12 protein-coding genes are annotated in these 14,998 nt (G+C 53.3%); 5 read left to right on the top strand and 7 right to left on the bottom strand.

The window, feature by feature from the left end; all coding sequences use genetic code 11:
- Nucleotides 1-28: 28 nt before the first annotated feature.
- The 7 genes from cyoE to ACRDCA_RS07465 all read right to left on the bottom strand — a co-directional run bounded on the left by cyoE (nt 29) and on the right by ACRDCA_RS07465 (nt 7,384).
- On the bottom strand, nt 29-919 hold the full coding sequence (gene cyoE, locus ACRDCA_RS07495) for a heme o synthase (protein WP_021180177.1): 891 nt from the start codon (nt 917-919) through the stop codon (nt 29-31).
- 17 nt (nt 920-936) lie between these two features.
- Entirely contained in the window at nt 937-1,275 is a 339-nt protein-coding gene (locus ACRDCA_RS07490; RefSeq protein ID WP_024483939.1) for a cytochrome o ubiquinol oxidase subunit IV, read from the bottom strand.
- A complete protein-coding gene (locus tag ACRDCA_RS07485; protein ID WP_438688955.1) occupies nt 1,275-1,889 on the bottom strand; it encodes a cytochrome o ubiquinol oxidase subunit III in 615 nt (204 codons plus the stop codon). The genes ACRDCA_RS07490 and ACRDCA_RS07485 overlap by 1 nt, the downstream gene beginning before the upstream one ends.
- Nucleotides 1,879-3,870 (bottom strand): cytochrome o ubiquinol oxidase subunit I, encoded by a 1,992-nt coding sequence (cyoB, locus tag ACRDCA_RS07480; protein ID WP_429617301.1) that lies wholly within the window; start codon nt 3,868-3,870, stop codon nt 1,879-1,881. The genes ACRDCA_RS07485 and cyoB overlap by 11 nt, the downstream gene beginning before the upstream one ends.
- A 4-nt stretch (nt 3,871-3,874) precedes the next feature.
- Nucleotides 3,875-4,828 carry a cytochrome o ubiquinol oxidase subunit II gene (gene cyoA, locus ACRDCA_RS07475; RefSeq protein WP_438688954.1) on the bottom strand — a complete coding sequence of 318 codons (954 nt, stop codon included), beginning with the start codon at nt 4,826-4,828 and terminating at the stop codon, nt 3,875-3,877.
- Between the two features lie 445 nt (nt 4,829-5,273).
- Nucleotides 5,274-6,752: a muropeptide MFS transporter AmpG gene (gene ampG / locus ACRDCA_RS07470; protein ID WP_438688953.1), complete on the bottom strand. Its 1,479-nt coding sequence runs from the start codon at nt 6,750-6,752 to the stop codon at nt 5,274-5,276.
- Between the two features lie 53 nt (nt 6,753-6,805).
- Nucleotides 6,806-7,384, bottom strand: coding sequence for a lipoprotein (locus tag ACRDCA_RS07465; RefSeq protein WP_438688952.1), 579 nt, complete (start codon nt 7,382-7,384; stop codon nt 6,806-6,808).
- Between the two features lie 354 nt (nt 7,385-7,738).
- On the opposite strand from ACRDCA_RS07465, the gene bolA reads away from it, so the two are divergent.
- From bolA to lon, 5 genes are all read left to right on the top strand, one after another.
- Nucleotides 7,739-8,053, top strand: a complete 315-nt coding sequence (bolA, locus tag ACRDCA_RS07460; RefSeq protein ID WP_438688951.1) for a transcriptional regulator BolA — start codon at nt 7,739-7,741, stop codon at nt 8,051-8,053.
- A gap of 363 nt (nt 8,054-8,416) precedes the next feature.
- Nucleotides 8,417-9,721 (top strand): trigger factor, encoded by a 1,305-nt coding sequence (gene tig / locus ACRDCA_RS07455; protein WP_025120342.1) that lies wholly within the window; start codon nt 8,417-8,419, stop codon nt 9,719-9,721.
- Between the two features lie 421 nt (nt 9,722-10,142).
- Nucleotides 10,143-10,766, top strand: coding sequence for an ATP-dependent Clp endopeptidase proteolytic subunit ClpP (gene clpP / locus ACRDCA_RS07450; protein WP_025120343.1), 624 nt, complete (start codon nt 10,143-10,145; stop codon nt 10,764-10,766).
- Between the two features lie 206 nt (nt 10,767-10,972).
- A complete protein-coding gene (clpX, locus tag ACRDCA_RS07445; RefSeq protein ID WP_438688950.1) occupies nt 10,973-12,244 on the top strand; it encodes an ATP-dependent protease ATP-binding subunit ClpX in 1,272 nt (423 codons plus the stop codon).
- A gap of 194 nt (nt 12,245-12,438) precedes the next feature.
- Entirely contained in the window at nt 12,439-14,793 is a 2,355-nt protein-coding gene (lon, locus tag ACRDCA_RS07440; RefSeq protein WP_021180165.1) for an endopeptidase La, read from the top strand.
- Nucleotides 14,794-14,998 lie beyond the last annotated feature (205 nt).

Below are 14,998 nucleotides of genomic sequence, written 5' to 3'. Positions count from 1 at the left end.
TAGGCGGCCCATTCGCAGATAACCGAGTTTACCAAGCGTAGGTTAACAGGGTTTCCGGTGTGGCACTGGCGCTGAAATCGATAGACATCATCACGCTGAGTGAAGTAATGGCCACGATTGAGAACACAAACAGTTTGCGCGCCCAGACGCTGTCATTCTCTGCTTTGTAGCCGCGTAACGCCATGCCCAGCCACCACACGCTCACCGCCGCTGCGACGATCAGGTATTTGTAGCCAGCATAACCGCCCAGGGTCAACATCAGCGTGGCAATCATAAACGCCAGAATATACAGCGTGATGTGGTTCTTGGCCACGGAGATGCCTTTCACCACCGGCAGTACCGGGATATTGGCCGCCTGGTAATCTTTAAAGCGGAAGATGGCAATCGCATAGGAATGCGGCATCTGCCACAGGCTGAAGATTGCCAGCAGGATCAATGCACCAGCATCAAATTCGTTGGTCACCGCGCAGTAGCCAATCACCGGCGGTGCGGCTCCCGACAGGCTGCCGATCAGCGTGCCATATACCGAGTGGCGTTTCATGTACAGGCTATAAACCCCGACATAAACCACGAAGCCCATCACCGCCAGCCACATGGCCAGCGGGTTGGCTGCGATATACAGCAGTGCAAAACCAGCAATACCCAGCAAGGTAGCGTAAACCAGGCTCACACTCGGCGCGATCAGGCCTTTTACCAGCACCCGGTTCTTCGTTCTCTCCATTTTCTTGTCGATGTCGCGGTCAATGTAGTTGTTAAATACACAGCCCGAGGCAACCACCAACGAGACTCCCAGCAGGGTGGCGAGAAACAGGGGATAGTCGATGCTCCCTTTGGAAGCGAGCAGGAATCCCCCGACGACAGAAATTAAATTACCGAAAATAATTCCTGGTTTAGTTACTTGCAGGTATTGCTTAATCATCACGTCCAGCTCTGCTCTTAATCGACCATCATATTGATGTTGAGGTTGTACATAATCCAGAGTGAACCCACAACAACGATACCGATGATCATAGCGGTGAACAGCAATGCCACCAGGTTCCAGCGCTCTTCCGATGAGGTGTTCATATGCAGGAAGTAAACCAGGTGAACGATCACCTGGATAACCGCCATGCCGACCACGACCGCCAGGATGGTGGAGTGAGAGGCGCTGCCGCTCATCACCATCGCAAATGGAATTACCGTCAGGATGACCGACAGGATAAAGCCGGTCAGATAGGACTTCACGCTACCGTGGCTTGCGCCGCCGTGAGAGGTATCATGGGATGAATGGCTCATTACATTACCCCCAGCAGGTAGACAACGGTAAATACGCAGATCCAGACCACGTCCAGGAAGTGCCAGAACAGGCTCAGACACATCAGACGGGTTTTATTGGTTGGGTTCAGGCCACGCTTGCTCACCTGCACCATCATGATGATGATCCAGATCAGGCCGGTGGTTACGTGCAGACCGTGAGTACCCACCAGCGCAAAGAAGCTGGAGAGGAACGCACTGCGGTCTGGGCCGTAACCTTCGGCGATCAGGTGATGGAATTCATAGATCTCCATCGCCACGAAGCCGACGCCGAACAGGAAGGTCAGGAACAGCCATTTGTTAACGCTGCTGACCTGGCCCTTGTTCATGCCGATCATCGCCATACCGTAGGTGATGGAGCTGAACAGCAGCAGGAAAGTTTCGACCAGTACAAAATTCAGGTCGAAGATATCTTTCCCAGTGGGACCGCCAGCGGTCCCATTTACCAGTACTGCATAAGTTGCGAACAAGCTCGCAAACAAAATACAGTCGCTCATCAGGTAAACCCAGAATCCGAAGACCTTGGTTTCCCCTGCGTCGTGGTGCCCATGCTCGGCATGGGCTGCGCTATGGTTGGTCAGAGTATCAGTTGACATGTTTCACGCCTGCTTTGCTGATTTGTTCATAGTGTTGGTTTTCAATGCGCTCGATCTCATCAACCTGCACATAGTAATCAACATCTTCATCGAAGCTCTTGACGATCCAGGTCACGATCATGCCGACAAAGCCAGCAATCGCCATCCACCAGATATCCCAGATCATCGCGAAACCAAATACCAGGCTGAAGCCAGCAATAATCACACCGGCGCCGGTATTCTTCGGCATATGAATCGGCTCGTACTTCGCGGGTTTCTTATAAGCTTCGCCTTTTTCTTTCATGTCCCAGAAGGCATCACGGTCGTGAATTTCTGGTACTACGGCGAAGTTATAGAACGGAGGTGGTGAAGACGTTGACCACTCCAGCGTACGTGCACCCCACGGGTCACCGGTCAGATCGCGGTTCTGCTCACGGTCACGGATACTGACGTAAACCTGGATCACCTGGCACAGGATACCGCAGGCAATCAGCGCCGCACCGCCAGCCGCAACCAGCAGCAGTGGGTGGAACTCAGGGTTGATATTCTGGCTGATACGGCGGGTCATCCCCATGAAGCCCAATGCGTACAGCGGCATAAACGCAACGAAGAAACCGATGATCCAGAACCAGAACGCACGGATACCCCAGGTCTCATTCAGGCGGAAGCCGAAGGATTTAGGGAACCAGTAGGTCAGGCCAGCGAAGCAACCGAACACCACACCACCGATAATCACGTTATGGAAGTGGGCAATCAGGAACAGGCTGTTGTGCAGCACGAAGTTGGCACCCGGTACCGCCAGCAGCACGCCGGTCATCCCACCGATGGAGAAGGTGATGATGAAGCCCACGGTCCACAGCATTGCGGAGTTAAGCTGAATACGGCCCTGGTACATGGTGAACAGCCAGTTGAAGATTTTCACCCCGGTCGGGATGGAAATGATCATGGTGGCGATACCGAAGAAGGCGTTGACGTTGGCGCCTGACCCCATGGTAAAGAAGTGGTGCAGCCAAACGATAAACGACAGTACGGTGATCGCGATGGTTGCCCATACCAGTGAGGTATAGCCGAACAGACGTTTCTTCGAGAAGGTGGCGGTGACTTCAGAGAACACACCAAACACCGGCAGAACCAGGATATACACCTCTGGGTGACCCCAGGCCCAAATCAGGTTGATGTACATCATCATGTTGCCGCCCATATCATTGGTAAAGAAATGGGTGCCCAGATAGCGATCCAGGGTCAGCAACGCGACGGTGACGGTCAGAATTGGGAAGGAGACGATGATCAGCACGTTGGTACACAGCGCTGCCCAGGTAAATACTGGCATCTTCATCATCGGCATGCCAGGAGCACGCATCTTCAGGATGGTGGCGAAGAAGTTCACACCGGTCAACAGGGTACCCAGACCGGAAATCTGCAGACTCCAGATCCAGTAATCGACCCCGACGCCAGGGCTGTATTCCTTACCCGATAGCGGTGGATACGCCAACCAGCCGGTCTGTGCGAATTCACCGACACCCAGCGAGATGTTGATCAATACCACACCAACCACGAAGAACCAGAAGCTCAGGGAGTTCAGGAACGGGAAGGCGACGTCGCGCGCACCGATTTGCAACGGTACTACCACGTTCATCAGACCCACCACGAAAGGCATCGCCATGAAGAAGATCATGATCACGCCGTGCGCGGTAAAGATCTGGTCGTAGTGGTGCGGCGGCAGGAATCCGGCCTCACCGGCAGACGCGAGTGCCTGCTGGCTACGCATCATGATGGCATCAGCAAAACCACGCAGCAGCATAACCATTGCCACGATGATGTACATGATACCGATTTTTTTATGGTCGACCGAGGTCAGCCATTCGCTCCACAGCCACTTCCATTTGCCGAAATACGTGATCAGCGCCAGCAGTGCCAGCCCGCCAACGATAATTGCAGCAACGGTGACCATGATGATCGGTTCATGCAACGGAACCGCATCAAGTGTTAATTTTCCCAACATCAGATTATTCCTCGGCTCCGGCGTGAGCATGTTCACTCATGTCCATACCCTGGCTCATGTCCATGCCCTGGTGCGCGGAAGCTTCTGCGCCTTTGTGCATGTGCATATCACCCATGAATTTGCCAATAGTCTCTTTGAACAAATTCGGTTTGACACTGGAGAAGTACTCAACCGGGTTGTTTTCACTCGGCTCTGCCAGTTTGTTAAAATCGCTGGTGGCGTTAAGGGTATTAGACGATTCTTTCACCTTGGCTACCCACTGATCGAAGTCGCCTTCGGTCGGGGTGACAATGGCGGTGAATTTCATGCCGGAGAACCCGCGGCCACTGAAGCTGCTGGAAATACCGTCGTATTTGCCTGCTTCGTTGCCGATCAGGTGCAGTTTGGTCTGCATCCCGGCCATCGCATAAATCTGCCCACCTAACTGAGGAATAAAGAACGAGTTCATTACCGAGTTAGAGGTGACTTTAAATTCGACTGGAACATCTTTCGGGAAAGCCAGCTCATTAACGGTCGCGATACCTTGCTCTGGATAGATGAACAGCCATTTCCAGTCTAACGATACCACTTCGATGGTCATTGGCTTTTTGTCGGTGACAATCGGCTTGAATGGATCCAGCGCGTGGGTCGTTTTCCAGGTTATGGTGCCAAGGATGGCGATGATAATGATTGGAATGGTCCAGACGACCGCTTCAATCTTGTTGGAGTGTGACCAGTTCGGACTGTACTTGGCGGCTTTGTTGGAAGCACGGTACTTCCAGGCAAAGGCGAACGCCATGAAGATAACTGGCACCACGACGATCAGCATCAAGCCGATTGCAGTGAGGATCAGTGTCCGTTGCTCAACACCTATTGCTCCTTTGGGATTCATCAAAACCATATCGCAACCGCTTAGCATTACGGTGGCGACAATTAAGGACAACATCCCAATACTTTTATTGTATTTCTTAAGTCTCATCTAACGACCCCAATTACCAAGGCTCTATATTGTCGTTTCATGTGTGCGGGCATTTTACGGGAAGGTTGCAGTACTGTAAACATACTTAAGAGAGTGTCAGCGGCTTGTTGACACTTTCTGTTAAGGGGGTCACACATGTAACCTTAGGTGACAATTTACTAATGGCAACAACGTGTTGGCTAGCTGAATCGTTCCGTGAGGGTGCTATGTGTTGGAAAACCAAGGGTATCTCAGGATATCCCGTCGGCGCTGGCGACGAGTGAATAGGCGTAAAAAGGTTTATTTAATGTAAAATTTTTGTTTTATACAGGTGAATTAAATTCTATTTCCGAGTGTTTTACTCGGGTAAAAAAATAACTTGAGCGGAAATATTAAATTTTTAACGAAATAAATTCGTTTTTCTGATGCTTTTTTGTTGGCCGAATTTTATCGGCCAACAAAAAAATCACGCTAATTGTGTTCGGCGCAACGCCAGGTAGTCCAGCAGGCTGCCCATGATAATCCCCACCAGACTCAGCATGGCTCCGGTTTGCAGCAGTTGCAAGGCGAGGTTGGGCCAGTCGGTCCAATCCAGCGCGTTAGCGATCAGCACCAGCAGCCAGATGCCTAGCAGCGAGCAACCGACGCCCAACAGACGCAGCGCCCAGCGATAGGCGGCACGGAACTCGGTGCGCGGCATAAAGTTGTCGGTGCGTTGTGTATATTCCAGCGTTTGGCGGCAAATCAACAGCAGCAACAGGCCAGGGACCGCCGCAGCGATGGAGAACAGATAGAACAGTGGCCAGCCATGGGCGGTCACAAACCAGCCGGCAATTGGCCCCACGTAAACACGGCCCACGGCGGAGAGTGCCGAGAGCAGGGCAAACTGGGTGGCCGAGAAGGATTTGTTGCACAGGGTCATCAATAGGGCAACAAAGGCCGCGGTGCCCATGCCGCCGCACAGGTTTTCCAGGAAAATGGCGCTGCCCATCGTCAGGATGTTTTTATCGGTGATCGCCAACAGCCAGTAACCGATGTTGGAGACTGCCTGCAAAATCCCGAACAGCATCAGCGCCCGGAACAGGCTGAGGCGTTGCATCAATACGCCGCCGAACAGAGCCCCGACGATGGTGGCAAACAGGCCAAGCGTTTTATTCACCAGACCGACTTCACCGGCATCGAAGCCGACGCCGCGGATCAAAAAGGTGGTGCTCAGGCTGCCGGCGAAGGCATCACCCATCTTATACATCACGATCAGCAGCAGGATCAGCCAGGCATTGTTACGGGCGAAGAAGTCACGCAGGGGGGCGACTACCGCCAGTTCCAGGGTGCGCGGTGCTGGAATACTGTCGTCCGGTTCTGGTGCCATCAGCGTAGCGGCCACGCCAATCAGCATCAGCGCGGCCATCAACCAGTAAGTGGCCTGCCAGCCGAAGTAACGATCGGCCAACCACAGGGCCAGCCCGCCGGAAACCAGCATCGCCAGGCGATAACCCAGTACCGAAACCGCAGCCCCGGCACCACGCTCTTCGGCCGCCAGCAGATCGGTTTTGTAGGCGTCAAAAACAATATCCTGTGAGGCGGAACAGAACGCCACCAGCACCGCCAGCGCGGCCAGCCACCAAAGATGCTGAGAGGGATTCATGAATCCCATTGCCACGATGGCGATCACCAGCAGTAATTGGCTAATCAGCAACCAGCCACGCCGCCGCCCGAGGAACGGGGGAGTGTAGCGATCCATAAACGGCGACCAGAGGAACTTGAACACGTAGGCCTGACCCACCAGCGAGAAGATGCCGATGGTTTTCAGATCGAGGCCTTCGACGGTCATCCAGGCTTGTAGCGTACCGGAGGTCAATGCCAGAGGCAGCCCCGAGGCAAAGCCCAAGACCAACAGGATGACGGAGTTACGCTGGGTGAAGATATTCAGATACTGTTTCGACATGAGATCCCGAACTGTGCTGCCCGGTGGCCCAGGCAGCGCCAGATATTGCCAGATTAACGCGCGTTTTGTTTGATGAACTCGTTGACGCTGGTGTCTTGCGCCATATCGGCGATAACGTCACTCAGCACGGTATTGACCGCATCGGTGATTTTGTCATTGCTGGCGGTGAAGGCACCCTGCACGTTATAGGTCGAACGATAGTTTTTCACCTGCTTGTTGCCATTTTTGGCCTGCGCAATGATTGAAATATCCGCCTTGGTGGTGATGTTGTAGCGCAGATTCCCTTCGGAAACGTTGGCAAACAGCGTATTCACCACGATCTGCAAATCAACCGCACCGGTTGGCCCAATCATGTAACCACGTGCGCCCATCTGCTTTTCCAGCACTTCTTGCAGCAGGAAGCGCAGATCGCGCGATGGGGTCAGGGTGATCAGTTGGCCGTCACGGTTCACTTTGGCCAGGGCCTGGTCAGAGCGCTGGTCGGCACCGTTAATGCTGATGGTGATCCCTTGCAGGGAAGGATCCTGCTGTGGCAGTACGATCTTCGGGGTGACGTTCAGCGTATTGGTGCTGGCCGCACAGCCAGCCAACAACAGGACAGCCAGCAGTGGAAGACAAAGTTTTTTTAACATTATTACTGTCTCATCAATCGTGGTGTTTATACCCGGAGCTGTTCAAACCCGCGGGCAGGGTTGTGGGTGCTTGATAATCAAAGCGCTAGAGTCAACGATATATGGCCGTCATCATAGCATTGCCAACAACGGGGGGAAGTGTTGAAGGTAGCCGTGACGTAAATTTTTCCTCAACCAGGATAAAAACAGGCTTTTTCGCGCGCCTCAATCGGAAAAACCTCAACTCACCTTCTTTTATTGCTGTTTTTTACAGCAAAGAGCGGTGCGATTTACGATAGCCATGTTCTGGCGGGGGCAAAACCGACTAATATTAAACTAGAACCTGGTAGCCTGCCGGTGTTGTAAGGAGATCCTATGATCCGCGAGCAAATAGAAGCAAAGTTAAGGGCGGCATTTGAGCCCGCGTATCTGGAAGTGACTGATGAAAGCTATCGGCATAACGTTCCTGCTGGGTCAGAAAGCCATTTCAAGGTGGTATTGGTCAGCGATCGCTTCGTGGGTGAACGCTTCCTGACCCGCCATCGCGCCATTTACGGCGTGTTGGCGCAGGAGCTGGAGGAGGGGGTGCACGCCCTGGCGTTGCATACCTATACCCTCAAGGAGTGGGAAGGGTTGCAGGATACGGTTCCTGCTTCGCCACCCTGTCGTGGGGCTGGCACACTGGCCTGAACCTTAAAATTTACGGTATCAGTGGAACTTTTACCCGCATTTAGGGTATTACTACTGACGAATTTTGCAACGGCCTGCGGGCCGTTGCTGTTTTTGACGACGACAGAGCCGAAGGTTTTTGCAGCTCTGATGGCCAAGGCAAACAGGTATTTGGGCGGAAAATCGACAAAAGTGTGATTTTTAACGCGCCAGTGCCGCCTTGCCATCCTCGACTAGCTACGCTTGCGCCGCTATAATGTCGCGTCTATTTTTCCGGAATGGTTTCGGAACGCTCTCGACATCAGGGAACTCGGTTTTTAATTTAGCCGTCCTGGTTCTTGGAACGGAGTTGACCGAGCACTGTGATTTTTTTGAGGTAACAAGATGCAAGTTTCAGTAGAAACCACTCAAGGCCTTGGGCGCCGTCTCTCTATTACTGTACCCGCTGATGTTATCAATCAGGCAGTAAAGAAAGAGCTGATTAACGCAGCTAAAAGCGTACGTATCGACGGTTTCCGTAAAGGCAAAGTGCCGATGAACATCGTTGAACAGCGTTATGGCGCTTCCGTTCGTCAGGACGTGCTGGGCGATCTGATGCAGCGCAACTTTGTTGACGCGATCATCAAAGAGAAAATTAACCCGGCCGGCGCACCAAACTACGTACCGGGCGAGTATAAAGAAGGCGAAGATTTCGCGTTCACCGTTGAATTCGAAGTCTACCCAGAAGTTGAGCTGAAAGGCCTGGAAAGCATCGAAGTTGAAAAACCGGTTGTTGAAGTTAACGACGCCGATGTCGATACCATGCTGGAAACCCTGCGCAAGCAGCAGGCGACCTGGAAAGACAAAGACGGCGCAGTCACCGCAGAAGACCGCGTGACCGTTGACTTCTCCGGCTCTATCGACGGTGAAGAGTTTGAAGGCGGCAAAGCTGCTGATTTCGTTCTGGCTATGGGCCAGGGCCGCATGATCCCAGGCTTCGAAGAAGGTCTGATCGGTCATAAAGCCGGTGAAGAGTTCACCATCGACGTCAACTTCCCAGAAGATTACCACGCAGAAAACCTGAAAGGGAAAGCTGCCAAGTTCGCTATCGTGCTGAAGAAAGTTGAAGAGCGCGAACTGCCAGAACTGACTGAAGAATTCATCAAGCGTTTCGGCGTAGCTGATGGTTCTATCGCCGGTCTGCGTACCGAAGTGCGTAAAAACATGGAGCGCGAACTGAAAGGCGCCGTGCGTAACCGCATCAAGACTCAGGCAATCGACGGTCTGGTCAACGCTAACGACATCGACGTGCCAGCGGCACTGATCGACGGCGAAGTCGACGTTCTGCGTCGTCAGGCTGCACAGCGTTTCGGTGGCAACGAGAAGCAAGCGTTGGAGCTGCCTCGCGAACTGTTCGAAGAGCAAGCCAAACGTCGCGTTGTGGTCGGCCTGCTGCTGGGCGAAGTGATCAGCACCAACGATCTGAAAGCCGATGAAGAGCGCGTCAAGACCCTGATCGAAGAAATGGCTTCCGCCTACGAAGATCCGAGCGAAGTGGTTGAGTTCTACAGCAAAAACAAAGAGCTGATGAACAACATGCGTAACGTTGCTCTGGAAGAACAAGCGGTAGAAGCTCTGCTGGCTAAAGCGAAAGTGACTGAAAAAGCCACTACCTTCAGCGAGCTGATGAACCAGACTCAACAAGCGTAATGCTGGTTGACGCCAGGATCGACCTGCTGGCAGGTCCATTGCATTAGCAGGGAGTTCCTTACAAGGCCCGTAACTTTGGTTACGGGCTTTTCTTTTGCCACGTGACTGATTAATCTCGGCTTAACTGTGGCAATATGCACTATATTTATTGGGTCGAGGGTAAATGGCGGCAGCGGAAGGCCAGTGGTTGTGACCTTGCTGCGATACAGGGATGTTGGTGATAATTGTTCACCGGGCTTGAAATTCGCTCTGTGACCCCCCAATTCCTACAACAGTATGGGCTGCTTGATCCGCCTGGCGGAATGATAGCGCCGTCAAATCAGTGTGGAGCCTGTCGATGGCTTGAACGTAGTCATGATGGCCGTTCTCAAGTAGAATCGACAGACAATGGCGCCAAGGCAATTTCTATTAGGAGACGGTAATGTCATACAGTGGCGAACGAGATCAATTTGCACCCAACATGGCACTGGTGCCGATGGTGGTAGAGCAGACTTCGCGCGGGGAGCGTTCTTACGATATTTATTCCCGCCTGCTGAAAGAGCGCATTATCTTCCTGACCGGCCAGGTTGAAGATCATATGGCTAATCTGATCGTGGCGCAGATGCTGTTCCTCGAGGCAGAAAGCCCAGAAAAAGACATCTTCCTCTATATCAACTCACCGGGCGGCGTGATCACGGCTGGCATGTCAATTTATGACACCATGCAGTTTATCAAGCCGGACGTCAGCACCATCTGTATGGGGCAGGCGTGTTCCATGGGGTCATTCCTGCTGACGGCAGGCACCAAGGGCAAGCGTTTCTGCCTGCCGAACTCCCGAGTGATGATCCACCAGCCGCTGGGCGGCTACCAGGGCCAGGCAACGGATATTGAAATCCATGCGCGTGAGATCCTCAAGGTGAAGGCACGCATGAATGAATTGATGGCGCTGCATACGGGCCAATCGCTGGAGCAGATCGAACGTGATACCGAACGTGACCGCTTCATGACTGCGGAAGACGCGGTAGAATACGGTCTGGTCGACAGCATTCTGACGCACCGCAGCTAGCCCTATGCCCGATAAATCGCAGGCTGCAGGCAAAACCAGCAGCCTGAAAGGTTACGGGTACAACGCGGCTTGCGGGCCGATAGGCTATAGTATTCAGAGCGGGCCTGGCTCGCTGTAAACAGCGTTATCGGCGTTCCCGGTATAAAGTTTGGGCGCATTGTCGCGCATGATTGTGCGGGACAAAGACAAAAGAAGAGGTTTGACTCATGACAGATAAGCGCAAAGACGGTTCAGGAAAGCTGCTGTACTGCTCTTTCTGCGGCAAAAGCCAGCATGAAGTGCGGAAGCTGATTGCCGGTCCGTCAGTGTATATCTGCGATGAATGTGTTGATCTGTGTAACGACATTATTCGCGAAGAGATTAAAGAGGTTGCGCCGCATCGCGAGCGTAGCTCATTGCCGACACCGCACGAAATTCGCCACCACCTGGACGATTATGTTATCGGTCAGGAGCAGGCGAAAAAAGTTCTGGCGGTAGCGGTGTATAACCACTACAAACGCCTGCGTAACGGCGATACCAGCAATGGTATTGAACTGGGCAAAAGCAACATTTTGCTGATCGGCCCAACCGGTAGCGGCAAAACCTTGCTGGCAGAAACGCTGGCGCGTTTCCTGGATGTGCCGTTCACCATGGCCGATGCTACCACGCTGACCGAAGCCGGTTACGTGGGTGAAGACGTGGAAAACATCATCCAGAAACTGTTGCAGAAATGCGACTACGACGTGCAGAAAGCCCAGCGCGGCATCGTCTATATCGATGAAATTGACAAGATTTCACGCAAGTCAGACAACCCGTCCATCACCCGTGACGTTTCGGGCGAAGGCGTGCAGCAGGCGTTGCTGAAGCTGATCGAAGGCACGATTGCGGCGGTACCCCCACAGGGTGGGCGTAAACATCCGCAGCAGGAGTTCCTGCAGGTGGACACCTCCAAGATCCTGTTTATCTGTGGCGGCGCGTTTGCCGGCCTTGATAAGGTGATCGGCCAGCGTGTGAACACCGGTTCCGGTATCGGCTTTGGTGCCACGGTGAAGGGTGAATCTGAAAAAGCGACCGAAGGTGAACTGCTGTTGCAGGCAGAGCCGGAAGACTTGATAAAATTCGGTCTGATCCCGGAATTCATCGGTCGTCTGCCGGTGGTTGCCACCCTCAGCGAACTGAGTGAAGATGCGCTGATCCAGATCCTCAAAGAGCCGAAAAATGCCCTGACCAAGCAGTATCAGGCATTGTTCAATCTGGAAGGGGTCGATCTGGAGTTCCGTGAGGAAGCACTGACCGCCATTGCCAAGAAGGCGATGACGCGTAAGACCGGTGCCCGTGGCCTGCGTTCGATTGTTGAAGGCGCGCTGCTGGATACCATGTACGATCTGCCGTCACTGGATAGCGTAGATAAAGTGGTGATCGACGAATCTGTGATCGCTGGCCAATCCAAGCCGTTGTTGATTTACGGCCAACCGGAAGCGCAGGCTTCTGGCGAATAATTAGCCAGTCAAACCAGAAAGTTAATCGTAAAAGGGGGATTTTATCCCCCTTTTCTTTTTCTCTACATTGTTACCGTTGAATGTAAGAGATTCATCCCCATATACTCATAATCCAGATTTTGTGAAACGTTTGGTGCTTGCGTCTCATGAAATCCCCCTAAATCCTGGCGGAAATTAAACTAAGAGAGAGCTCTATGAACCCTGAGCGTTCCGAACGCATTGAAATCCCCGTGTTGCCATTGCGCGACGTGGTGGTTTATCCGCACATGGTGATCCCGTTGTTTGTTGGCCGGGAAAAATCGATTCGGTGCCTCGAAGCCGCAATGGATCACGATAAAAAGATCATGCTGGTGGCGCAGAAAGAGGCCTCGACGGATGAACCTGGCATTAACGATCTGTTCTCGGTCGGTACTGTAGCGTCGATTTTACAGATGCTGAAACTGCCGGACGGCACGGTCAAGGTGCTGGTCGAAGGTTTGCAGCGTGCGCGTATTACCACGCTCTCCGACAGCGGCGAACACTTCGCTGCTCAGGCTGAATACCTTGAGTCACCGGCCATCGACGAGCGTGAGCAGGAAGTCCTGGTGCGCACGGCGATCAATCAGTTTGAAGGCTACATCAAGCTGAACAAAAAAATTCCACCGGAGGTGCTGACGTCCTTGAACAGCATCGACGACGCTGCGCGCCTGGCGGATACCATCGCCGCGCATATGCCGCTGAAGCTCAGCGACAAGCAGTCGGTGCTGGAGATGTTCGATATTACCGAGCGTCTTGAGTACCTGATGGCGATGATGGAGTCGGAAATCGACCTGTTGCAGGTTGAGAAACGCATCCGTAACCGCGTCAAGAAACAGATGGAAAAGAGCCAGCGCGAGTACTATCTGAATGAGCAGATGAAGGCGATTCAGAAAGAACTGGGCGAGATGGACGACACGCCAGATGAACACGAGGCGTTGAAGCGCAAGATCGAAGCGGCCAAAATGCCGAAAGAAGCGCGCGAGAAAACCGAAGCGGAACTGCAAAAGCTGAAAATGATGTCGCCAATGTCTGCGGAAGCGACCGTGGTGCGTGGCTACATCGATTGGATGATCCAGGTGCCGTGGAATGCACGCAGCAAGGTGAAGAAAGACCTGCTCAAGGCGCAGGAAGTGCTCGATACCGATCACTACGGCCTGGAACGGGTCAAAGACCGCATCCTTGAGTATCTTGCCGTGCAAAGCCGTGTCAGCAAAATCAAGGGGCCGATCCTGTGCCTGGTAGGGCCTCCTGGCGTGGGTAAAACCTCGTTGGGGCAGTCGATCGCTCGTGCGACCGGCCGCCAGTATGTCCGTATGGCGCTGGGCGGCGTACGTGACGAAGCGGAAATCCGCGGTCACCGCCGGACTTACATCGGTTCCATGCCGGGTAAACTGATCCAGAAAATGGCCAAGGTCGGGGTGAAAAACCCGCTGTTCCTGCTCGATGAGATCGACAAGATGTCATCCGACATGCGTGGCGATCCGGCTTCTGCCCTGCTGGAAGTGCTGGATCCGGAACAGAACGTGGCGTTTAACGATCACTACCTGGAAGTGGATTACGATCTGTCCGACGTGATGTTCGTGGCGACCTCGAACTCGATGAACATCCCGGCCCCGTTGCTGGACCGTATGGAAGTGATCCGTCTTTCCGGCTATACCGAAGACGAAAAGCTGAACATCGCCAAACAGCACCTGTTGCCAAAGCAGCTTGAACGCAACGCGTTGAAGAAAGGCGAACTGACGGTCGACGACAGCGCCATTATCGGCATTATCCGCTATTACACCCGTGAAGCCGGGGTGCGTAGCCTGGAGCGTGAAATCTCCAAGCTGTGCCGTAAAGCGGTCAAGTCGCTGTTGATGGACAAGAAGCTCAAGCACATCGAGATCAATGGCGAAAACCTCAAGGACTTCCTGGGCGTTCAGCGTGTTGATTATGGCCGTGCAGACACCGAAAACCGCGTAGGCCAGGTTACTGGTCTGGCGTGGACGGAAGTGGGCGGCGATCTGCTGACCATTGAAACCGCCTGCGTGCCGGGTAAAGGCAAGCTGACCTACACCGGTTCTTTGGGTGAAGTGATGCAGGAGTCAATCCAGGCTGCGTTGACCGTGGTGCGCGCACGTGCAGAGAAATTGGGCATCAATGCCGATTTCTATGAAAAACGTGATATCCACGTCCACGTGCCGGAAGGGGCGACGCCGAAAGACGGCCCGAGTGCAGGTATTGCCATGTGTACCGCGCTGGTTTCGTGCCTGACAGGTAACCCGGTGCGCGCTGATGTGGCGATGACCGGTGAGATCACCTTGCGTGGTCACGTATTGCCGATTGGTGGCCTGAAAGAGAAGCTGCTGGCGGCGCACCGTGGTGGTATCAAAACCGTGCTGATCCCTTATGAGAACAAGCGCGATTTGGAAGAGATCCCGGACAACGTGATTGCCGATCTGGAGATCCATCCGGTACAGCGAATCGATGAAGTTTTGAACATTGCTTTGGTCAATCCGGCCTTCGGCGCACAGCCGGTAGCGGTAAAATAGTGACGTACAGCAAAAACCATTGATAAAACTCATGCTGGCAAGCCAATTCGGACTTGCCAGTATTTTTTTGTGCCGCTAAGTTAGATCCCTGTCGGCTCGCGTTTCGCCGCCGTTTGGTGGCTTGCCAAGGCACGACGGGATTGATATAACAGCAGCGCTGTCGTAACCGTTGGGATTGTTCGGTGCGACGTTTTGAATTCTAGAG

The organism is Serratia sp. (in: enterobacteria) (genome assembly GCF_051654945.1).
Lineage (GTDB): Bacteria > Pseudomonadota > Gammaproteobacteria > Enterobacterales > Enterobacteriaceae > Chania.
This window is presented reverse-complemented; position numbering and strand designations above follow the sequence as displayed.